The organism is Nitratireductor sp. B36 (genome assembly GCF_020833685.1).
In the GTDB taxonomy this organism is placed as follows: Bacteria; Pseudomonadota; Alphaproteobacteria; order Rhizobiales; family Rhizobiaceae; genus Nitratireductor.
Genome location: NZ_JACKZY010000001.1, coordinates 789,496 through 811,125 on the forward strand (window position 1 = coordinate 789,496; position 21,630 = coordinate 811,125).

Below are 21,630 nucleotides of genomic sequence, written 5' to 3' on the forward strand. Positions count from 1 at the left end.
TCTCAGTATCCAAGCGGGGGCATCGGTTCGCCCTCGGGTTCGGCAACGCGCATTCCATCCGTATCGTCGGTTCCCAATTCCTGATAGGCGCGGAACGCCAACACCAGGAGGAAAGCGAAGAGCGAGAACGAGATCACGATCGCCGTCAGTACGAGCGCCTGTGGCAGAGGACTTGCGGTCGCCACCTCCGGTGTCGGCAAGGCCTCGGGGATGATCGGCGGAACCTCGCGCATCAGTCTGCCGGCCGTGAAGATCGACAGATTCACCGCATTCCCGAAGATCGAAACCCCCAGAAGAATACGAATGATGTGCTTCGACAGCATCAGATAGATTGCGACAGCGAAGAACACGCTGACCACAAAGGAGAGAGCGACTTCCATTACCCGTGCTCCCTTTCTTCAAGGGCAAGTGCGACCGAGGTGATCGACCCGAGAACGACAAGATAGACGCCTATGTCAAAGAAGAGCACAGTCGACAGGTCCACGGGAACACCGAGCACGCTGACCTTGGTCCACAGGCCCGTCATGAACGGCACGTTGAAGGCCAGGGACAGCCAGCCGGAAATCGCCGACACCAGAAGCCCGAACCCCGAAATCGCCATCGGATGAAAATAGAGGGCGCGGCGCACCGGCGAAACACCACAGGCAATGCCGTAAATCGCGAAGGCAGAAGCGGCAATCAGTCCGCCGATGAAGCCACCGCCCGGTTCGTTGTGGCCGCGCAAAAGCACAAAGATGGAAAACAGGATCATCAGGCTCGTGAGATAGGGCGCGACCGTGCGGAAGATCAATGTGCGCATATCACCCCTCCTCTTTGTTTTCTGCGAGCGGCTTGACGCTGCGGATCCGGACCAACGCCAGGATGGCCAGCCCGGCGATCATTACCACAGCAATTTCACCCAACGTATCTGTTCCGCGGAAATCGACGAGGATCACGTTCACGATATTCCGGCCATGCGCGATCACGCGGGAATATTGGGAGAAGAATTCGCTGAGTTCCGTGTTGAACGGCACCTGTGTCACCCGCAGCAGCATGAGGCCCAGCGCGGCACCGCAGGTTCCGGCCACGGCAACGTCAAGCACCTTTTCGCCTGTCGGGCGGTGATCCGTCGGCGAGAGCCGAAGCCGCGTCATGACAAGGGCCAGGATCACCACAGACAATGTCTCGACCATGAACTGGGTGAAAGAGAGATCCGGTGCACCGAGCAGCATGAATATCAGCGCGACGGCAAATCCCTGAATACCGAGGGAAACAATCGCCGTCAGCCGGTCGCGCGCATAGATCACTGCGCCAAGGCCGATCAGGCCAATGAGCAGCACGGTCCATTCATAGAAGGGCATTCGCGGAAACTGAGGGACTGTGGGCCATTCGTCATAAAGGCCCATCGGAATCAACACGGCGGCTGCGACAGCGACGAAAGTTGCTGTCATGTAGTAATCGAGGCGACCATTCTGAATGACATTGGTCACCCGGAACGAAAGCCTTGTCAGACCACGCATAACCTGGTCAAAGCCCTGATCCGGTCCCCAGCCGATGGCGGTTAGAATGCCGGCCATGGCGGTTCGCCCGCGTTCCAGCATGGCGAACACCAGGATACCCAACGCGACCGTCACCACCGAGAGAACGAGCGGCATGCCGATATGCGGCACAGTCGAAATCGTCACCGTTACAGGCTTGCCAAGCACTGCACTCGACATCGGGCTGCTAACCAGTTGATGGCTGAGGCCTGAAACCAGCGCAGACACGAGCCCGAGACCGCCAAGAACGAGCGGCCCAAGCCAAAGCAGGATCGGCCCTTCATGAGCATGTTTGGGGGTTTCCACCTTCGCGCCGAGGAAGGGTTTCAGCGCGACAGCAAAACCGATCGCGAACATCAATCCGTTGCCGATAAGCGCAACCAGCGTCAAAAACGCGGTCCAGCCACCGGCAAACCCAAGACCGGCGTAGATCTCTTCTTTCGCAAGAAAACCGAAAAACAGAGGGACACCGCCCATCGACGCGGCTGCCAGAACCGCCGCCACGAAGGTGATGGGCATAGCCTTGCGCAAGCCCCCCAGTCTGGTGACGTCGCGTGTGCCGGATTCGTGATCCACCAGTCCTGCGACCATAAAGAGCGCGCCCTTGAACATGGAGTGCGCCACCAGATAGAGCACTGCTGCCTCAACAGCCTTCTCCGAGCCCACGCCCGTCAGCATAACGAGCAGTCCAAGCGAAGCCACCGTCGTGTAGGCGAGCATAAGCTTCAGATCCGTCTGACGCACAGCCAAAAGCGTACCGACAAGCAGCGTTGCACCGCCAAAGAGGGGCAGGATCGTTTCCCATGCCACCGTATCACCCAGCACGGGATTAAGCCGCATCAAAAGGTAGACACCAGCCTTCACCATCGTCGCAGAGTGCAGATAGGCCGAAACAGGAGTGGGAGCTTCCATCGCGTTCGGCAGCCAGAAATGAAAGGGAAACTGCGCCGATTTCGTGAAGGCCCCGCCAAGGATCAACAGCAGTGCGGCCATGTAGAGCGGCGCATCGCGCAGCGCGCTTTCGCTTGCAAGCAGCGCCGACATGGAAGTCACGCCCGTGGCGCCCCATATCACCAGAAGACCGGCGAGAAGCGAAAGCCCGCCAAGCCCGGTCACGACCAGCGCCTGCAGCGCCGCACGGCGCGAGGCTTCCCGTGAATGATCGAAACCGATCAGCAGGAACGATGTGATCGAGGTCAATTCCCAGAAAACAAAAAGGGTCAGGAAGGAATCGGCCACCACCAATCCCAGCATGGAGCCCATGAACATCAGGATGAAGGAGAAAAAGCGCCCTTGGTGCTCATGTCCCTTCAGATACCCGCCCGCATAGAGCACGATCAGCGTGCCGATGCCGGTAATCAAAAGCGCGAAAGTGACGGACAGGCCATCGAGAAACCAGGAAAAGTCGACCGATAGGCTCGGAATCCAGACATATCCGGCCGAAAGTGTTTCTCCTTCGGAGATGCTTCCGACGAAACCGCTGAAATGAAGAAAGATCAGGGCAGGAGCCAGAGCCAGAAGCCACGCCGCATTGTGTTTCAGCGCTTTTGTCAGCACTGGTGCTATGGCGGCGGCTGCAAACGGCAGCAACAGAGCGAGAAATGTCAGCCACTGGCCGTCTGCTGTCATGAACTCTCCCCACTTGAAATCGTGTTTCAGGCCACATTTTTAAATCTTACGGTGACATAAACACTCGCCTCAGGCACCACAAGGCGTAAACCGACCTGCAAAGCGCGATGAAACGCCGCCATTCACAGAAGATTACGCAGCTTAAACCACGGGACTGCTCAGATGCAAAATCCGCTCTTCGGTGAGCTTTGAACCCAGGAAGCGCCGGAAAAAACACGATAGGCCATTGCCATGCCCCATTCGCTCGGGACATGAAGGAAACAACTCCTGCGGCCCACCGCACCCGCCCCTAGCAGACATTCACAAGGTAGCCTCATGACATCCAAACCGTTCGCCATGGACGCAAAAGCCCCCTCGCCGCGTGCTCATCCCGTGAAGGACACGCGCCACGGCATCGAGCGCACGGATGAATATGCCTGGATGCGCGCTGAAAACTGGCAGGAAGTCCTGCGCGACCCCAGCCTTCTCGCAGACGACATCCGCGCCCATCTCGAAGCCGAGAATGCCTATCAGGCAGCGCTCATGGCCGATACGGAAGAGTTGCAGAAGACACTCGTTGCCGAAATGCGTGGCCGCATCAAGGAAGATGAAACGTCTGTGCCTTCCAGAGACGGCCCCTATGCCTATGCGGCCGGCTTCCGAACCGGCGGCGAATATCCCCGCTTCTTCCGCCTGCCCAGCGGTGGCGGAGCGGAAGAGACCTTGCTGGACGGCGACCGGGAAGCCGAGGGCAAGAGCTATTTCCGCGTCGGCGGGGTCGATCATTCACCCGATCACAAGCGTCTTCTATGGGGCCACGACGACAAGGGATCTGAACTCTACACGATCAGCGTGCGCGATCTCGCCAGCGGCGAAGACCTGCCCGACATCGTAGCTGAAACAGGTGGCGGTGGCGTGTGGGATGCGGCAAGCGACGGCTTTTTCTACACACGCCTCGATGAGAACCATCGTCCTTCGAAAGTCTTCTTCCACCGTGTTGGCGCAGACCCCGCCTCCGATCGTCTCGTCTATGAAGAAGCCGACGCAGGGTTTTTCGTCGGCGTCTCCGGTAGCCGCACGCAGGAGTGGATTTATATTTCCGCCCACGATCACGAAACGTCGGAATGCCACATCCTGCCGGCCAACGATCCGGATGCCGCGCCACGTCTGGTCGCGCCACGCGAAACAGGCCTTCAATACGATCTCGAGGAAGGCGGCGATATCTTCTTCATTCTGACCAATGCGGATGGCGCCAAGGATTTCAAGATTGTCACCGCGCCGGCCAGCAACCCCGCGCGCGAAAACTGGCGGGATCTCGTCCCCCATGAGCCCGGCCGCCTGATTCTCGCGATCATGGCCTTTGCCGATTACCTCGTACGCCTCGAACGCAAGGATGGACTGCCGCGCCTTGTTATTCGCGATCGCCACGACGGGTCCGAGCACACCATCGCCTTCGATGAGGAAGCCTATTCGCTCGGGCTTCAGGGCTCCTACGAATACGCCACCGACACGCTGCGGTTTTCCTATTCCTCGATGACCACCCCGGAGCAGGTGTTCGACTACGACATGCGGACCCGCACCCGCAGACTTCTAAAAACGCAGGAGGTCCCCTCCGGGCACAATCCGGATGCCTATGTGACCCGTCGTCTGATGGCGCCTGCGCCCGATGGCGAATTGGTGCCGGTGTCTCTCGTCTATCGCAAGGGCATCGCGCTCGACGGCTCCGCCCCCTGCCTGCTCTACGGTTACGGGGCCTACGGCATGGCCATGCCCGCGTCCTTCAATACGAACTGCCTGTCGCTGGTCGATCGCGGCTTCGTCTACGCCATCGCCCATATCCGTGGCGGCAAGGAAAAGGGTTACGCCTGGTACGAGGAGGGAAAACGCGAGAAGAAGGTCAACACCTTCACCGATTTCATCGCCGCGGCCCGTCACCTCGTGGCCGAGGGATACACCAGCCACGACCGCATCGTTGCGGAAGGCGGGTCGGCCGGTGGCATGTTGATGGGCGCGGTTGCCAACATGGCGCCGGAAGCTTTTGGTGGCATCGTCGCCGCCGTGCCTTTCGTCGATGTGCTCAACACAATGCTCGACGACACATTGCCTCTCACCCCTCCCGAATGGCCGGAATGGGGCAATCCCATCGTCTCGCGTGAGGATTACGACACCATTGCGGCCTATTCGCCATACGACAATGTGGATGCGAAGGAGTACCCACCCATCCTGGCCCTTGCCGGCCTCACGGACCCGCGCGTTACCTATTGGGAACCCGCGAAATGGGTGGCCCGGCTGCGCGATCGGAAAAAGGGCGGCAATCCGGTTCTCCTGAAAACCAATCTCGATGCCGGTCACGCAGGAGCCTCCGGCCGTTTTTCACGGCTGGAGGAAAAGGCGCTGACCTATGCCTTCGTCCTGAAAGTCACCGGGAAGATGGATAGCCGTTAGCTCTGGCAGGCACCGACTTGAGATAGGCGGCAATCGCTTCTCGGTCTTCCTTGGAAAGGTGGGCCATGTTCTTCTGAACGGAAACCATGGCCCCTCCCACCGAATCGAACTCCGGCGTGAAGCCGCTCTCCAGATAGTAGGCGATATCGCCCGCCGACCAGGAATCGATGCCGCCTTCCCCGGAGGTGATGTTGGGTACGATCCCCTCGCCTTCGGCTGATACGGCTCCTGCAAGCCATTGATCATAGAGCTGCCCTCCGGCGAAATTCCGCGGCGTGTGGCATTCGCCGCAATGGCCAGGCCCTTCAACGAGATACCGCCCTCGCTTCTCCGCCTCAGAGGCAGCTGGAGCCAACGGGATGACGGGCTCGTCACGCATGAAGGCCAGCTTCCAGAGACCGACACCACGGCGCATCGTGAACGGGAATGAAAGCTGGTGTTCTCCCGCCTGGCCCTCCACTTCCGGCAGCGTTTTCAGGAAGGCAAAAAGATCGCTTACATCCTGTGCCGTCATCCGCGCATAGGAAGGGTACGGAAACGCGGGATAATAGTGCTCCCCTTGCGGAGAAACGCCGTACAGCATCGCATTGGCGAAATCTATCTCGCTCCAGTCGCCAATACCGTCCTTGGGATGAGGGGAAATGTTGGGGGCGACGAAGGTGCCGAAATCGGATTTCAGCTCGACGCCTCCCGCAAGCTCCAGCCGCGCATCGCCGTCAGCCCCGGGGCGCGCGTGGCAGGAAGCACAGCCCCCAGCCCAAAACACATGTTCGCCACGTTCTGCACTTGGCTCTTCCAGAGCACCCAGGGCCCCGGCTTCGAGCGAAGTCGGAGCACTGAGCAACCAGAACGCCGCTCCACCGCCCGCAATGATCACGAAGGCCGAAGCAAGCAACGTCTTTTTCATGAGAGTCCCGAAGATCCCGGGTTAGTTGTTCTGCACACGGAAGTTTTCATGGCAGCTCTTGCAGTTTCCGAAAACAGGGCCGATCGCCGCCTGGAATGCCGCAAGATCGGCAGGACCATCCTTGCCGGAAGCCTCGACGGCAGCTGCCGTATCAGATATATATTTGTCGAGAGCGGCCTGAAAGCCCTCGGCGTCATCCCAGATTGCGGGAGCTGCCGTCGTATCACCATCTCCCGAACCTTCAGGGAAGAATTCACCGAATGATTTCGCACTCGCGCTCAAGGTCAGGATAGCGGCCTTGGCAATCGCGGGATTGTACTCCAACTCCCCCTTCATCATCGCGCCCGCGAGTCCCGCGGAGGCGGCATTCGCCTGCATGATCGCCTTGCGCACGGCAATGGGATCGTCAGCAGCGGCAACGCCGGAGATGGATAAACAAAGTGCTGTCACGGCAAGCGCAATTTTTTTCATGAGAACCCTCCGTTGATTTGTCCAAACAATACCCCGATCAACGCCCGGGACCCGCATTTATTCCGGAAAGTGCGCTCACGGTTTCGTGATGGCCCAACAGAATCGAAAAAGGCCCGGCTTTGACCGGGCCTTTGATACAGTCCGAAACTGTATTGATTGTGAAATCGCCAAATGCTGTTACGAGGCCTGCTCGTAAAGCTCCAGCACGTAATCCCAGTTGATCAGGCTGTCGACGAACGCTTCGAGATATTTCGGGCGCGCATTGCGGTAGTCGATGTAGTAGGAGTGCTCCCACACATCCACACCCAGGATTGGCTTGGCGTCATGGATGAGCGGGTTCTCACCGTTCGGGGTCTTCATGATCTCAAGCTTGCCGTTCTTGACGGCGAGCCATGCCCAGCCGGAACCAAACTGCGTCGTGCCGGCGTTGATGAAATCAGCGCGAAACTTGTCATAGCCGCCCAGATCGCTGTCGATCGCCTTGGAAAGCGCGCCTGGCAGGTTCGTGCCGCCGCCGCCCTTTTTCATCCATTTCCAGAAATGGACATGGTTGTAGTGCTGGGCTGCATTGTTGAAGAGCCCGGCATTCTTGCCGTGAGACTGCTTGACGACCTCTTCGAGGGAAAGGCCGTCCATGCCTGCTTCTGCCGCAAGCTTGTTACCATTGTCGACATAGGCCTTGTGGTGCTTGTCGTGGTGGTATTCCAGCGTCTCCTTCGACATGAAGGGCTGCAGCGCCTCGTAATCATAAGGCAGATCCGGCAGTTCAAAAGCCATGGTGGTAAACTCCCTCGTACAGGTGGTTGAATTCTGCAGGACGCAGATGGGGTTGCGCCTCTGATGACACAATACCCATCGCTCCCGATTGTTCCCGGTGTATCAGACGGGCAACCCGGAATGGGCCCATTCCCAATAGAGCTCACGCGCCTTTTTGGCCACAGGGCCAGCCTGATAATTCTGGTCTTCGACCTTGCTGACCGGCACGATCTTTGAATGATTGCCCGACGAAAACACCTCGTCCGCGTCCAGAAAATCCTTCACCGACAATGTTTTCTCGACCACCTCGACGCCAGCTTCCCGCAGAAGCGTGATGACACGACTACGAGTGATGCCTGAAAGGAAAGTGCCGTTCGGTGCCGGTGTGAAAACCACCCCGTCCTTCACCATGAAGATGTTGGAGCTCCCGGTTTCGGCCACATTGCCGAGCATGTCGAGAACCAGGGCATTGTCATAACCGCGGCTGCGCGCCTCCATGATCGCCCGGCCATTGTTGGGATAGAGGCATCCAGCCTTTGCATTTGTCGGCGCGGTTTCGAAGGTCGGACGGCGGAACGGTGAGACGGTCACCGAGAATCCGGTCGGCTCCAGCATCGGAGCTTCATAAAGACAGAGGCAGAAGCGGCTCGAATCCGGGTCAGCGGGAACGCCCATATAGCCCCCGTGTTCGCCCCAATACATGGGCCGGATATAAACGGCCGTTTTGCCGTCGAACTTTTTCAGACCATCCTTTGCCAATCCGATGATTTCATCGGCCGAAACCTTGGGTGTGAGACCAAGATTGGCCGCCGACGCGTTGACACGCTTGGCGTGAAGATCAAGATCGGGGGCGACATTCTCGAACCAGCGGGCGCCATCGAACACGGTGGAGCCCAGCCACATGGCATGACTGCGCGGGCCGATGAGCGGTACGTTTCCCTCATGCCAATCGCCGTCAACATAGGTCCAGGTCGTCGATTGGACTTCGCTCACCACGGTCATGCTGTGTTTCCCTTCCTGTGATTTCTTGCGTATCTCGGCAGAGATGCAATTCTTCAATTCTTTATGCCACGCATCGAAATGGCTTTGTCGGATTTCGTCAATCGTTCCTGCATCGCTATCGATAAGGCCAGAGGGCGTTTCTTGACCGCCGTCTGCTGGTGCGGTCAAGTGGACGATACAAACAAGGAGTTTTCATGCGGCACGCAGCTTTCGTCTTCGATGCATATGGTACGCTGTTCGATGTGCATGCGGCTGTGCGCCGTCACGCCGGCGAGATCGGGCCCGAAGGACAGCGTTTTTCGGAATTATGGCGGGCAAAGCAGCTTGAGTATTCCTGGGTATTCACACTCATGGACCAGTATCAGGATTTCTGGACCATGACAGAGCGGGCGCTCGATTATGCGTTCGCAAAGATTCCCTCGGTCGATCGGCGACTGCGGAAGGACCTGCTCGACGCCTACTGGCAATTGGATTGCTACGAGGAAGTGCCGGCCGTGCTGAAGGCGCTCAAGGCAGGTGGGGCGCGGCTCGCCATTCTGTCAAACGGTTCCCCGGCGATGCTCGAATCGGCCATCCGTTCGTCAGCCCTCGATTCCGTTCTGGATGAAGTCTTCTCTGTGGAGTCCGTTCGCCGTTTCAAGACCGATCAAAGCGTTTATGAGATGGTGACCAACGCCTGGCGGCTTTACCCGGAAACCGTATCTTTTCAATCCTCAAACCGTTGGGATATCGCCGGAGCGCGGCAATTCGGGTTTCGCACCGTTTGGCTCAACCGTACCGACCAACCCGACGAATATGAAGACTTCCCGCCCGATCTCATTCTACCCTCACTTGAGGGGCTGATCGCATAGCGGCTGGGCGTGCCTGACACCTGATGATTATGATGCATCTATAACACACATTCACGATAACTTGTGTGGGTGCGGCATTTTTCGCCTTCAAGTCGAGTGTACTCGGTCTATCAAGCACACTCCGATATTTTTTCGGAACCTAGGGAGGGAAGCTTGGGGTTACCCCCCAAAAGGGAGGCAAGCATCCATCACGGATGTTCGCACTCACCGGTCCTGACGAAACGCGAGTATACGAAGAAACCATGTCCAATTCTCCCATTGCCGCACGATCTCTCAACCGGCGCCGCTTTTTGTCCATCAGCGCCGCTGGTGCCGCGTCGCTAGGTCTGTCCGCATGTGTCAGCAGCTCAAGCGATACGCCCACCATAGCGCCTCGCCCCGAGCCTGAACCCGGTCCGATGCAGTACAGCTCCATTTACGGGGCGGTCACGGACGCCGGATACGACATTCCCGCTGTGCCGATCGAAAAGATCAATCCGCGCTACTATCGTCAGGAAGTCGCCGACCCGACGGGTGAGCGTCCCGGCACCATCGTGGTCGATACGGCCAATCATTTTCTCTATCTCGTGCGTGAGCGCGGTCGCGCCATGCGCTATGGCGTTGGCCTTGGCCGCGCCGGCTTCGAATGGGCAGGCCGCGCGGAAATCAAGTACAAACAGCAATGGCCACGCTGGTTCCCGCCGGCGGAAATGATCGATCGTCGTCCCGAGCTCGAAAAATATCGCTCGGAATACGACAAGGCCAACGACAAATGGGTCGGCGGCATGCAGCCGGGCGTTGCCAATCCGTTAGGCGCGCGCGCACTCTATATTTTCGAGAATGGCAAGGACACGCTCTATCGTGTCCACGGTTCGCCGGAATGGTGGACGATCGGCAAATCTGTTTCTTCGGGTTGCGTTCGCATGATCAATCAGGACGTGATTGATCTCTATAACCGTGTGCCCGACGGTTCGCCGATCCTCGTGACCTCCGGTCTGCGCAGCGTCTAGACCTGCGTTTCCGTCAGGATCAAAAGTGAAAAAGGGGCGTTTTCAGCGCCCCTTTTTCAAACTCCCCAGAATGCCGCGCACCAAGGCCCGGCCGAGCGATGTCCCTACAGACCGTACCACGGATTTCAGCGCAGCTTCGCTGACCGATTGCCGGTTGGATGTGCGCCGCCTTGTGGTGGTTTTGCGTTTCGTGGTGGTGGTGGCTCCACCGCTGCCGAAATCGGGAAGCGACCAGCGAGAGCGCTCTTCCGCCGCCCCTGCCTCTTCCGCCTTCTGCGCCTCGGCTTCGGCCTTGGCCTTGTCCTCTGCCTTTTTTTGCAGGATTTCGAAGGCTGATTCGCGATCGACGCTCTCATCATACTGCCCGAACACCGGGCTGGCTTTCAGCAGCTGGTCGCGTTCAGCGTCGGTGATTGGGCCCAGTCTGGATGCCGGTGGACGAATCAGCGTCCGTTGCACCATCGCCGGAACACCTTTTGCCTCCAGCGTGGACACCAGCGCCTCACCTACCCCGAGCTTGGTAATTGCTTCAAAGCAGTCAAATTCAGGATTGGGCCTGAACGTGTCAGCGGCTGTCTTCACTGCCTTCTGCTCGCGCGGCGTATAGGCGCGCAGCGCGTGCTGGATACGATTGCCGAGCTGGCTCAACACGGTTTCAGGCACATCCAGAGGGTTCTGCGTGACGAAGTACACGCCGACACCCTTTGATCGAATGAGTCGCACCACCTGCTCCACGCGGTCGACCAGGATTTTCGGCGCTTCGTCGAAAAGCAGATGCGCCTCATCGAAGAAGAACACGAGCCGTGGGCGGTCCGGATCGCCCACTTCCGGCAATTCTTCAAAAAGCTCTGACAGCAGCCACAGCAGGAAGGTGGCATAAAGGCGCGGGTTCATCATCAGCTTGTCGGCAGCCAGCACATTGATGGCACCGCGACCATCCGGCGTGGTGCGCATGATGTCACTGATCTTCAAGGCCGGCTCGCCGAAGAAGAAATTTGCGCCCTGCTGTTCCAGCACCAGCAATGTCCGCTGGATTGCCCCCACCGACTGTTTTGACACATTGCCGTAACGCGCACCGATCTCGTCGGCGCGGTCGGCGACATGAACGAGAAGCGCCTGCAGATCCTTCATGTCCAGAAGCAGAAGACCTTCCTCGTCTGCAATCCGGAAAGCGATGTTCAAAACGCCTTCCTGCGCATCGGTCAAATTCATCAACCGTGACAGAAGCAGAGGCCCCATCTCCGAAATCGTTGTGCGGATCGGGTGTCCCTTTTCCCCGAAAAGGTCCCAGAAGATCACCGGGAACTCCTGAAACTCATAGGGATCGAGCTTGATCGTATCGGCGCGCTTGGTGAGGAAATCCTTTTCCTCACCCATCATCGCAATGCCGGACAGATCGCCCTTCACATCCGCGCAGAAGACCGGAACGCCCGCATTGGAGAAGCCTTCCGTTAAAATCTGGAGGGTGACCGTCTTGCCGGTGCCGGTCGCGCCGGTAACGAGGCCATGCCGGTTGGCATATTTCAGCAGCAGGCTTTCGGCCTTCTGATAGCTGTCGTCGGGATGCCGGCTGGCCCCCAGAAAAATGCTGTCTTCCGCCATTTGCAGTCTGCCTCGCTCGCCGGTCCCGCTGAATTTCGTGGTTCTCCGGTATAGTCAGCCTAGCAAAAAGTCTCAACGCCGTTGTGTGCGTGAAGTAAAGCGCGGCTTTCCTGCAACGCTAGCCGGCTATTCGGCCTATTGTGCATTGCGGCGTCTCGTATGGCGTCCTAAACTTCCCTGGCAATGACAGGTTGGTTGCCCTTGAGGTCTGATGCCGGCTGTGCGGACAGATTTCCGGGCCAACGGCGGAGCGGGAGGCATGATGGATCGCGCGATCCTGAAAAAGGTGAAATTTCCTCAGATCGACCAGGAGCGCTGGCGCGATCTCGTGATCGAGTCCCTGAAAGGTGAAGCCGGTCCCGAGGCGCTTTCCTGGCAGACGGATGACAACATTTCCATGCGCGCACTTTATGAGCGCATGCAAGATGCCAAGCCACTCGCCCGGGGGCGCGATAAGTCCGGTTGGGCAGCGGTCCAGCGCATGGACGATCCCGATCCGGTGCGTGCAAACCGTCAGGCAAAGGAAGACATCGCTCAGGGCGCCACAGGCCTCGCTCTTGTTTTCGAAGGCGCACCCAACGCATTCGGCTATGGCCTTCCAGCTACGCCCGAGGCGGTCGCCAAAGCGCTCGAAGGCATCGACCTGCAGGGGCTCTACCTGCGCATGGATGCCAATCCCAGCAGCCGCGCCGTCGTCGATTGGCTGACCCAGATCTTCACCGAGCGCCGCATCAATCCGGCCGCCATGACGCTGTCCTTCGGCATTTCGCCAGCCGCCACCTTCGCCGGCACCGGCAAGCTGCGCATGTCCATCGAGGCTCTGGAAGCGTCCATGCCGCAGTCCTTTGCAGGCTTCTTCGCCATGGACCTGCCCGGCATCCTGCTTGAGGGCGATGGACGTGTGTTCCACAATGCGGGCGCCTCCGAGGCGCAGGAGCTTGGCATCATGCTGGCTTCCGCCGTTTCGCATCTGCGCATGTTCGAACAGGCCCGCCAGCCGCTGGTCTATGCCGCGCCGCATATCGGCTTCTCGCTCTGCGTCGATCAGGACCAGTTCCTGTCGATTGCCAAGATCAGGGCCTTGCGCCGGCTGTGGGCGCGGGTTCAGGAGACCTGCTCCATCGAACCCTCGCTCGCGACGATCCATGCCGAAACCTCCTATCGGATGATGACGGCGAAGGATCCGGAAACCAACACGCTGCGCACAACCATCGCAGCCTTCGCTGCCGCCGTCGGCGGTGCCGATTCGCTGTCCGTCCTGCCGCACACCATCGTTCACGGTCTGCCGGATGAAGATGCAAGGCGGCTTGCCCGCAACACGCAGCTCATCCTGTCGGGCGAGAGCCATCTCGACCTGATCATAGATCCCGCCGCCGGCGCCGGCGGCATGGAAACGCTCACTGCGGCCCTTTGCGAAAAAGCCTGGGACGAGTTCCGCCGCATCGAGAGCGAGGGTGGCGTGCTGCGCAGCCTGATGAACGGCCACATTCAGGAACGTGTTTTGGAAATGCGCGAGCGCCGCGAACAACGCATTAACGACGGCAAGAAACCCATTGTCGGCACCACGATCTATCCAGCGGCCGAAGAGCGTCCTGTGAAGACACTGGATGCGCAATCGCCCGACTTCTCGGGAGAAACGGCAGCCGTGCGCTGTCAGCCGCTTCTGGCCCAGCGTCTCGATGAAACCGGAGGAGGCATCGCATGATTCCGGATTTTGCCAGCATCGGCTGGTCGGATCCGGAAACGTCGCCTCTCCCGCCCCAGGCTCCGCCCACGGCCACGCCTGAGGGCATCGAGATAAAGTCCTTCTATTCGCAGGACGATGTGAAGGGCCTGCGGTTCCTTGACACCTATCCGGGTGCCGCGCCCTTCATTCGCGGCCCCTACCCCACCATGTATGCGCGCCGTCCCTGGACGATCCGCCAATATGCGGGCTTCTCAACGGCGGAGGAATCCAACGCCTTCTACCGGCGCAATCTGGCAGCCGGGCAGAAAGGCCTCTCGGTCGCCTTCGACCTTGCCACCCACCGCGGTTATGACAGCGACCACCCGCGGGTGGCCGGCGATGTGGGCATGGCCGGTGTAGCCATCGATTCCATCCTCGACATGCGCCAGCTCTTCGACGGCATCCCGCTCGATAAAATGAGCGTGTCGATGACCATGAATGGCGCAGTCCTGCCCATCATGGCGCTCTATATCGTCGCGGCGGAAGAACAGGGTGTCGCTCAGAAAGACCTTTCGGGCACCATTCAGAACGACATTCTGAAGGAGTTCATGGTCCGCAACACCTATATCTACCCGCCCAAACCATCCATGCGGATCATTTCGGACATTTTCTCCTATACGGCGGAGAACATGCCGAAATTCAACTCCATATCCATCTCCGGCTACCACATGCAGGAAGCCGGTGCGACGGCGGATCTGGAGCTTGCCTACACAATCGCCGACGGCATCGAATATGCCCGTGCCGGCATTGCCGCCGGGCTCGACATCGACCGTTTCGCGCCGCGCCTGTCCTTCTTCTGGGCCATCGGCATGAACTTCTTCATGGAAGTGGCCAAGATGCGCGCCGCGCGCCTTCTCTGGGCGACACTTCTTCAGGAGAATTTTGCGCCGAAGAAGGAGCGTTCGCTCTCCCTGCGCACCCATTGCCAGACCTCCGGCTGGTCGCTGACGGCGCAGGACCCCTACAACAACATCGTGCGCACTATGGTCGAGGCCATGGCCGCCACCCAGGGCCACACCCAGTCGCTCCACACCAACGCCTTCGATGAGGCGCTGGCGCTTCCGACAGACCATTCCGCGCGCATTGCCCGCAACACGCAGCTTGTCCTGCAGCTTGAATCCGGCACCACCCGCATGATCGACCCATGGGGCGGCTCCCACTTCATCGAACGCCTCACCCACGATCTCGCCCATCGTGCGCTCAAGCACATCGAAGAGGTGGAAAGCCTCGGCGGCATGGCGGCAGCCATCGAAAACGGCGTGCCGAAAATGCGCATCGAGGAGGCCGCGGCCCGTACCCAGGCGCGCATCGATTCCGGCGAACAGACAGTGGTCGGCGTCAACCGCTTCCAGCCTGAGCGCGACACCAAGGTGGACGTGCTCAAGGTGGACAACGCCGAAGTGCGTGCCCGCCAGCTCGCCAAGCTGCAACAGCTCAAGGGCACACGCGATGTGGCTGAAACCGAAAGCGCGCTGGAAGCTCTGACCAATGCGGCCGCCGGGAACGGAAACCTTCTCGAATTCGCCGTGCGCGCCGCCCGCGCCAACGCGACGGTGGGTGAAATCTCCTCCGCCCTCGAAAAGGCCTTTGGCCGGCATGTCGCGGAGATCCGCACCATTTCCGGCGTCTACCGCAAGGAGGTGGGCGACCTCACCGCTTTTGAACAGGCGCAGCAGAAGGTGGAAAAATTCCGCAAGAAGACCGGAGCCGCCCCGCGCATTCTGATCGCCAAGATCGGTCAGGACGGGCACGATCGCGGCCAGAAGGTCATCGCCACCGCCTTTGGCGATCTCGGTTTCGAGGTCACGGTCGGTGCCATGTTCCAGACACCGGAGGAAGTGGCCGAGCTTGCCATTGCCAACGACGTGCAGATCGTCGGCGCCTCCTCGCTTGCCGCCAGTCACCTGACCCTTATTCCTGAACTTAAGGAAGCGCTTGAAAAACGCGGCCATGGCGACATTCTCCTGGTCGCCGGCGGCGTCATCCCGCCCGACGATTTCGAGGCCGTGCGCGAGGCCGGTGCTGCCGAAATCTTCCCGCCCGGAACGGTCATTCCCGAAGCCGCCGAAAAACTGCTCGACCGGCTCCTGAAAGCAGGCTGACACCCTGATCTTGAAATGGACGGCGCCATGTTATACCTTAAGTTATAACAGACGGAGCCAAAGCCATGAACGTGACCATTCGCAAGATCGGCAATTCGGAAGGTGTCATCCTGCCGAAGGAGGTGCTTGAGCGCTACAATCTGCGCGCTGGCGACACGCTGAACCTTCTCGAGGACGGAACGGAACTGCGCCTTCGTCCTCCCGTGGATGATCCCGAAGAATTCGAGCGAAAGATGAAAATCGCTCGAGAGCGGATGAAGAAATACGAAACGGCTTACCGCGTTCTGGCCAAGTGACAGAGTTTCACTCACGTGACTTCGTCGAAGCGCTGCATGTCGAGCAGTTGCGCCTTCATGGCGGTGCCAGTGGTGTTCGGGATGAAGGCGCGCTGGAATCTGCGCTTCATCGCCCGCTGCAGAAACAGGCCTATGAGGAACCGGATCTGTGCGCGCTCGCAGCAGCGTACCTGTTTGGTATCGTGAAAAACCATCCGTTCGTTGACGGAAACAAGCGTACCGGCCTCGCTGCGGCCGACCTTTTTCTCTTCTTCAACGGGCTCAGCATGGAAGCCGAGCAGGAAGACGTCATTCAACTCGTTCTTCTCGTGGCCGCCGGCGAGATCGACGAAGAGGGTGCGTCCCGTTTTTTCCGCGACCATACCGTCCCGCTAGACACCTGATCCTGCGGCACGAAACCTGCATTTAACGGCGGGCAACAGCAGACCAAGTCGGAGTTGTACCAATATGAACCGCCGTCGCCTGTTGAAAGCCACTGCAGGGTTTGCCGTCCTCGGCCTTGCCATGCCGCGTGCGGCCTTCGCTGACGCCGCACTGCGACGCGCTGCAACGGGTGCCGCAAACGCAGCCGAATTCGGCGTCACACCCAACGCAGCCCAAAACCAGACCTCTGCCCTCCAGGCCCTGCTTGAACGCGCAAGCGCGGAATCCATTCCCATATTCCTGCCACCGGGTCGTTATCATCTTTCTAGTCTTGTTCTGCCCCGCCAAGCTCGCCTTGTCGGTGTTCCCGGCGCCACCCTTCTGGAACAGGATGATCTGGGGTCGCTGCTAACTGGGCGGGAGGGCAATCATCTCGCGCTCTCCGGTCTCGCATTCGATGGCAGGCTCATGCCGCCTTCCGGTTCAGGCGGCGGCCTGCTCGACATTGACGGTACACTGCACCTTTCCATCGAAGCCTGCACCTTCGCCAACAGCGGCGGCAATGGCCTCTCGCTCCGCCGCACACAGGGCAAAATCCGCAACTGCGCCATCACCGACATTGCGGACTACGCACTCTACGCACTCGATTCGAGCGGCCTTGATGTCATCGAAAACACTGTCTCCGATTGCGGCAATGGCGGCATTCTGATCCACCGCAGCGCTCCAGGCGCGGATGGCAGCCGTGTTTCTGGAAACCGCATCAGCCGTATCCGCGCCGACAGGGGTGGCACCGGCCAGTATGGCAACGGCATCAACGCCTATCGCGCCGACAATCTCCGTGTGTCAGAAAATGAAATTGCCGACTGCGCCTTCTCAGCCATACGCGGCAACAGCGCTAGCAATCTCCAGATATCCGGCAACACCTGCCTGCGCTCGGCTGAAACCGCGCTTTACGCGGAGTTCGCCTTCCAGGGTGCGGTCATCTCGGGCAATCTCGTGGATGGGGCTGCCCACGGCATCTCCATGGCCAATTTCGACAAGGGTGGACGGCTCTGCGCCTGCACCGGCAACATCATCCGCAACCTTTCAGAAGATGGCCCCTACCCCTCGCCCATGGCCGGTTTCGGCATCGGCGTCAATGTGGAGGCCGACAGCACCGTCACCGGCAACATCATCGAAAACGCACCGCTTGCGGGCATCCGCATGGGCTGGGGCCCCTTCCTGCGCAACGTCACGGCTTCGGGCAACGTCATTCGCAAGGCGAAAACCGGCATCATCGTTTCCGTCGTCGAAGGTTCGGGAAAAGCCGTCATTTCCGGCAATGTCTTCGAGGATACGCCCAATGGCGCGGTCGTCGGCCATCGGTGGGCCGATGCCGCAACCGGCGATCTGCTGCGCTCCGGCAGCGAGACCATCCCGCACCTGACGCTTGCAGGCAATCGGGCAGATTAGGACATTGCGGAAGTTTGCCGCGATCCTCTTCGCCGCGCAGGGCACGCAATGATTGCGTGGCCAAGGGCGGTGCGTGGTTCGACAGGCTCACCATGAGGGAGGGCTTTGTTCAACATGAAGGAAGTGGTCGCTGCCACAAAGGCTAGAGCATTTTGCAGTCAGGTGGAATCACCTGACGTCCGCATAAATGCGGAAAAACAAGAAGATTGAGCGTCCTTTGTGCGTCCAAGAGGACGCACGGCGCGCTAGCGGAACGGCGGCGCAACGGTGTGAAACCGATTCCTTCCCTCATGGTGAGCTTGTCGAACCACGCACCACATCAATGCGGGCCGACGCCGTTCACCGTGGGTCCTGTTTTCACCGGGTACGCTCTAAACGCCCTAACCGACCAACGCTTCTGAAGGCCGCAAAGACCCCACCTCGAACCCGCGTCGATTGGTCAGAACGGGTCGCGCCATCTCACGCAGCGTCTCGGCCAATGCATCACCATCCAGAAGCTGCGCCAGCACTTCGGCGACCATCACTTCTGCGGCACGCGTCGTGCCGTCATCGCATTTGAGCGCGATGCCGATACCCTTTTCCGGAATTGCGGCACAAAACACGCCTTCGGCACCCGTCTTGGTGAAGATGCGCCCCTTGCCCGCTTCCATCATCAGCGTATCGGCGCGCCCGCTGCCTGCCACATAAAACGGTTCCGCCATGCAGGCGGCAAATATGCGCTTTGCGGCTTTCGCACGTTCGGGCGCGAACCCGGTCCCCGTCGCCATGCGTGCGAACCCATGCGCCAGCGCCTTCAGCGGCACGGCATAAGTGGGAATGGAGCAGCCGTCCGTGCCGCAGAGATCGCTCTTGTGCGCTGCCCCCGTCATCGCCTCCATTGCCGCCTTCACGGCGTCCTGCGCCGGGTGTCCAAGCGCCACATAGCCCTGCGGATCATGGCCGAGATGCACGCAGGTGCACAGGAAACCCGCATGCTTTCCCGAGCAATTGTTGTGCGCCGCCGTCGGCTCCACGAGATCGCGCGCCTGCGCGATCAGTACATGTTGCTCTGATGACCAATGCGCCCCGCATTCGAACGCGTCGCTTCCAAGCCCTGCCCGCTCAAGCATGGAGGTCGCCAGCGCCGCATGCTCCGGCTCGCCTGAATGCGATGCGCAGGCAAGCGCGATTTCCCGATTGCCGAAGCCGAACGCATCCGCCGCCCCGCTTTCCACGAAAGGCAGCGCCTGAATGGCTTTTACGGCAGAACGTGGAAACACGGGCCGATCGACGTCGCCAAGGCTCATCACCTTTCCGCCATCCGCATCAAACACGGCTATGGCACCACGGTGCCTGCTCTCGACAACGTTACCGCGCAGCACTTCGACCAGAACCGGATTGCCCATGTTTTCACCGTAATTTGCGGGATTCACTTTCAAATCAAGCCGACCGCAATAGACTGGCCCTCATGCGATTTTTCAAGCGAACTTTGCTGTTTATCACCCTTGTCTTCATTCTGCCGGCCTTCGCCTCGCTGGCATGGTGGGCCATACAGGACAGGCCGGGCTCGTGGCGCAGCGCCGACTGGTCGGCGAGCGGCGTTCTTCCACACGCAACCGATGACCCAAGGGCAGCGATCTATGTCATGGCGGCGCGCACCGGCGGCATGAAGGGCGCCCTGTCCGTCCATAGCTGGCTCGTGCTCAAACGTGCAAATGCATCGAGCTATGACCGCTATGACAAGGTCGGCTGGGGAAGCCCCGTGCGCCGCAACGCCTATCCGGCAGATGGGCGCTGGTATTCCAACACGCCCTATGTCGTGGCCGCGATCACAGGAGAGGAAGCCGAACGCCTCATGCCGCAAGTGGAAGCGGCCATCGCCAGCTATCCCTTCTCGCAGCGTGGCGACTACGGGATCTGGCCTGGACCGAACTCCAACTCCTTCACCGCGCATGTGCTGCGCAGTGTGCCGGATCTCGACGCTTCCCTGCCACCGACCGCTGTCGGGCGCGATTACCGTCCCGGCCTTTTCGCGTTTGATCACACGCCAGACTGGAGCGATGTGCATATTTCGCTCGGCGGGCTTGCAGGCATCGCCGCCGGCCTGCGCTCCGGTTTCGAGCTGCATTTTCTGGGGCTGGTCGCAGGCCTCGATCTGCGCCGCCCGGCACTCAAGGTGCCGGGCTTTGGCCGCGTCGAACTGTGGCCGTCAGCGACGGCCGGCGAGAAGGCTGTGCCCGCTACTTGATCCGCTCGAGGATCGACACATAGTTGGCGACCGCCGCGCCACCCATGTTGAAGATACCGCCCAGCTTTGCGTCGGGGATCTGGATGCCGCCGGCCTCGCCGGTCAGCTGCATCGCCGTTAGCGCGTGCATGGAAACGCCGGTCGCGCCGATCGGATGCCCCTTGGCCTTCAACCCGCCTGAGGGGTTCACGGGCAGCCGCCCGCTCTTCTCGGTCTGGCCTTCGAGCGCGACCTTTCCGCCCTCGCCCGGCTTTGCCAGCCCCATCGCCTCATATTCGATCAGTTCGGCAATGGTAAAGCAGTCATGGGTCTCCACGAAGGAGAGATCGTCCAGCGTCACACGCGCGCTCTTGAGCGCGCGCTTCCAGGCTTCTTCACACCCCTCGAATTTCAGAATGTCGCGTTTCGACATGGGCAGAAAGTCCTGCACATGCTCGTTTGCCCTGAGCGCCACCGCGCGGCGCATCGAAAGTGCGGTTTGCGTATCCGTCAACACGATCGCGGCCGCACCATCCGAAACCAGCGAACAGTCGGTGCGTTTCAGCGGGCCGGCCACATAGGGGTTGCGCTCGCTCTCCTGCCGGCAGAAGTCGAAACCCAGATCCTTGCGCATTTGCGCAAACGGGTTCTCGACACCGTTTTTGTGGTTCTTGGCCGCGAGTGTCGCCAGCGCGTCCGACTGGTCGCCATATTTCTGGAAATAGGCATCGGCGATTTTTCCGAAAACGCCGGCAAAACCGCCTGGAATCTCGCCATCTTCCGGTAAATAGGACGCTTTCAGCAGGTTTTCTGCAATTTGCGGACCAGGTGTTTTCGTCATCTGCTCCGCGCCCACCACAAGCACGATACGGGCGTCGCGCGCGGCGATGGAACGGGCTCCTTGCCGAACTGCGGCAGAGCCGGTCGCACAGGCGTTTTCCACCCGTGTCGCCGGCTTGAAACGCAGCCGGTCGTCGGCCTGCAGCACGAGGCTGGCGGTAAAATCCTGCGGTGAGAAACCGGCGTTGAAATGGCCGAGCACAATCTCGTCCACATCCTCGGGCCCGATGCCGGCATGGTCCAGCGCCTCGCGCGCCACCTGAACGATCAGCCCTTCAAGCGTATCGTCGGTCAGCTTGCCGAATTTTGAATGGGCCCAGCCCACAATGCATGCGGTCATCTCGTCTCTCCCGGAGCGCGGCATTCTGTGCCGCAGATTAGAGCAAACATGTGAGCGGCACCATAAATCCGCCGTCGACTTTGTTCAAGCATGAACTATTTTCTGCAAAGCCCCTGTTCTCTGTCTGACGTTCCATCCAAGTCCGCCTCCCTGGAGC

The 21,630-nt window shown here is 59.9% G+C and carries 19 protein-coding genes; 9 read left to right on the forward strand and 10 right to left on the reverse strand.

All coding sequences use genetic code 11. The annotated features are described in order from the left end of the window. Nucleotides 1-2 precede the first annotated feature (2 nt). The 3 genes from H7H48_RS03990 to H7H48_RS04000 are packed head-to-tail and all read right to left on the reverse strand — an operon-like array spanning nt 3 to nt 3,146. Entirely contained in the window at nt 3-380 is a 378-nt protein-coding gene (locus H7H48_RS03990; protein ID WP_229447496.1) for a Na+/H+ antiporter subunit C, read from the reverse strand. After that, nucleotides 380-799 carry a Na+/H+ antiporter subunit B gene (locus H7H48_RS03995; protein WP_229447497.1) on the reverse strand — a complete coding sequence of 140 codons (420 nt, stop codon included), beginning with the start codon at nt 797-799 and terminating at the stop codon, nt 380-382. Before H7H48_RS03995 ends, H7H48_RS03990 begins: the two co-directional genes overlap by 1 nt. 1 nt (nt 800) lies before the next feature. Beyond that, on the reverse strand, nt 801-3,146 hold the full coding sequence (locus H7H48_RS04000) for a putative monovalent cation/H+ antiporter subunit A (RefSeq protein WP_229447498.1): 2,346 nt from the start codon (nt 3,144-3,146) through the stop codon (nt 801-803). A 315-nt stretch (nt 3,147-3,461) separates the two neighbouring features. Here H7H48_RS04000 and H7H48_RS04005 point away from each other — a divergent pair, with 315 nt between their 5' ends. After that, on the forward strand, nt 3,462-5,570 hold the full coding sequence (locus H7H48_RS04005) for a S9 family peptidase (RefSeq protein WP_229447499.1): 2,109 nt from the start codon (nt 3,462-3,464) through the stop codon (nt 5,568-5,570). Here the strand turns inward: H7H48_RS04005 and H7H48_RS04010 are convergent. From H7H48_RS04010 to H7H48_RS04025, 4 genes are all read right to left on the reverse strand, one after another. Beyond that, complete coding sequence (locus H7H48_RS04010) at nt 5,545-6,477, reverse strand: cytochrome c (protein WP_229447500.1); 933 nt, start codon at nt 6,475-6,477, stop codon at nt 5,545-5,547. The two genes, H7H48_RS04005 and H7H48_RS04010, sit on opposite strands and share 26 nt — an antisense overlap. 21 nt (nt 6,478-6,498) lie before the next feature. After that, nucleotides 6,499-6,948: a cytochrome c gene (locus tag H7H48_RS04015; RefSeq protein WP_229447501.1), complete on the reverse strand. Its 450-nt coding sequence runs from the start codon at nt 6,946-6,948 to the stop codon at nt 6,499-6,501. A gap of 177 nt (nt 6,949-7,125) precedes the next feature. Next, nucleotides 7,126-7,725 carry a superoxide dismutase gene (locus H7H48_RS04020; RefSeq protein ID WP_229447502.1) on the reverse strand — a complete coding sequence of 200 codons (600 nt, stop codon included), beginning with the start codon at nt 7,723-7,725 and terminating at the stop codon, nt 7,126-7,128. Between the two features lie 102 nt (nt 7,726-7,827). Beyond that, nucleotides 7,828-8,706 carry a branched-chain amino acid aminotransferase gene (locus H7H48_RS04025; RefSeq protein ID WP_229447503.1) on the reverse strand — a complete coding sequence of 293 codons (879 nt, stop codon included), beginning with the start codon at nt 8,704-8,706 and terminating at the stop codon, nt 7,828-7,830. A 194-nt stretch (nt 8,707-8,900) separates the two neighbouring features. Here H7H48_RS04025 and H7H48_RS04030 point away from each other — a divergent pair, with 194 nt between their 5' ends. Beyond that, nucleotides 8,901-9,557, forward strand: coding sequence for a haloacid dehalogenase type II (locus H7H48_RS04030; protein WP_229447504.1), 657 nt, complete (start codon nt 8,901-8,903; stop codon nt 9,555-9,557). Between the two features lie 242 nt (nt 9,558-9,799). Continuing rightward, nucleotides 9,800-10,546 carry a L,D-transpeptidase gene (locus H7H48_RS04035; RefSeq protein ID WP_229447505.1) on the forward strand — a complete coding sequence of 249 codons (747 nt, stop codon included), beginning with the start codon at nt 9,800-9,802 and terminating at the stop codon, nt 10,544-10,546. Between the two features lie 42 nt (nt 10,547-10,588). Here the strand turns inward: H7H48_RS04035 and H7H48_RS04040 are convergent, their stop codons facing one another. Beyond that, nucleotides 10,589-12,148, reverse strand: coding sequence for a helicase HerA-like C-terminal domain-containing protein (locus tag H7H48_RS04040; RefSeq protein ID WP_229447506.1), 1,560 nt, complete (start codon nt 12,146-12,148; stop codon nt 10,589-10,591). Between the two features lie 259 nt (nt 12,149-12,407). On the opposite strand from H7H48_RS04040, the gene H7H48_RS04045 reads away from it, so the two are divergent. From H7H48_RS04045 to H7H48_RS04065, 5 genes are all read left to right on the forward strand, one after another. Next, nucleotides 12,408-13,853, forward strand: a complete 1,446-nt coding sequence (locus H7H48_RS04045; RefSeq protein ID WP_229447507.1) for a methylmalonyl-CoA mutase family protein — start codon at nt 12,408-12,410, stop codon at nt 13,851-13,853. Next, nucleotides 13,850-15,976: a methylmalonyl-CoA mutase gene (scpA, locus tag H7H48_RS04050; RefSeq protein ID WP_229447508.1), complete on the forward strand. Its 2,127-nt coding sequence runs from the start codon at nt 13,850-13,852 to the stop codon at nt 15,974-15,976. The genes H7H48_RS04045 and scpA overlap by 4 nt, the downstream gene beginning before the upstream one ends. A 65-nt stretch (nt 15,977-16,041) precedes the next feature. Then, nucleotides 16,042-16,272 (forward strand): AbrB/MazE/SpoVT family DNA-binding domain-containing protein, encoded by a 231-nt coding sequence (locus H7H48_RS04055; protein ID WP_229447509.1) that lies wholly within the window; start codon nt 16,042-16,044, stop codon nt 16,270-16,272. Further along, nucleotides 16,269-16,655: a type II toxin-antitoxin system death-on-curing family toxin gene (locus tag H7H48_RS04060; RefSeq protein WP_229447510.1), complete on the forward strand. Its 387-nt coding sequence runs from the start codon at nt 16,269-16,271 to the stop codon at nt 16,653-16,655. The genes H7H48_RS04055 and H7H48_RS04060 overlap by 4 nt, the downstream gene beginning before the upstream one ends. Before the next feature lie 64 nt (nt 16,656-16,719). Beyond that, complete coding sequence (locus H7H48_RS04065; RefSeq protein ID WP_229447511.1) at nt 16,720-18,087, forward strand: TIGR03808 family TAT-translocated repetitive protein; 1,368 nt, start codon at nt 16,720-16,722, stop codon at nt 18,085-18,087. A 380-nt stretch (nt 18,088-18,467) separates the two neighbouring features. Here the strand turns inward: H7H48_RS04065 and H7H48_RS04070 are convergent, their stop codons facing one another. Further along, complete coding sequence (locus H7H48_RS04070) at nt 18,468-19,472, reverse strand: asparaginase (RefSeq protein ID WP_229447512.1); 1,005 nt, start codon at nt 19,470-19,472, stop codon at nt 18,468-18,470. Between the two features lie 62 nt (nt 19,473-19,534). On the opposite strand from H7H48_RS04070, the gene H7H48_RS04075 reads away from it, so the two are divergent. Then, on the forward strand, nt 19,535-20,314 hold the full coding sequence (locus tag H7H48_RS04075; RefSeq protein WP_229447513.1) for a DUF3750 domain-containing protein: 780 nt from the start codon (nt 19,535-19,537) through the stop codon (nt 20,312-20,314). On the opposite strand, the gene H7H48_RS04080 is transcribed toward H7H48_RS04075, so the two are convergent. Further along, nucleotides 20,307-21,473, reverse strand: coding sequence for an acetyl-CoA acetyltransferase (locus tag H7H48_RS04080; RefSeq protein WP_229447514.1), 1,167 nt, complete (start codon nt 21,471-21,473; stop codon nt 20,307-20,309). The genes H7H48_RS04075 and H7H48_RS04080 overlap by 8 nt on opposite strands. Between the last annotated feature and the right edge of the window lie 157 nt (nt 21,474-21,630).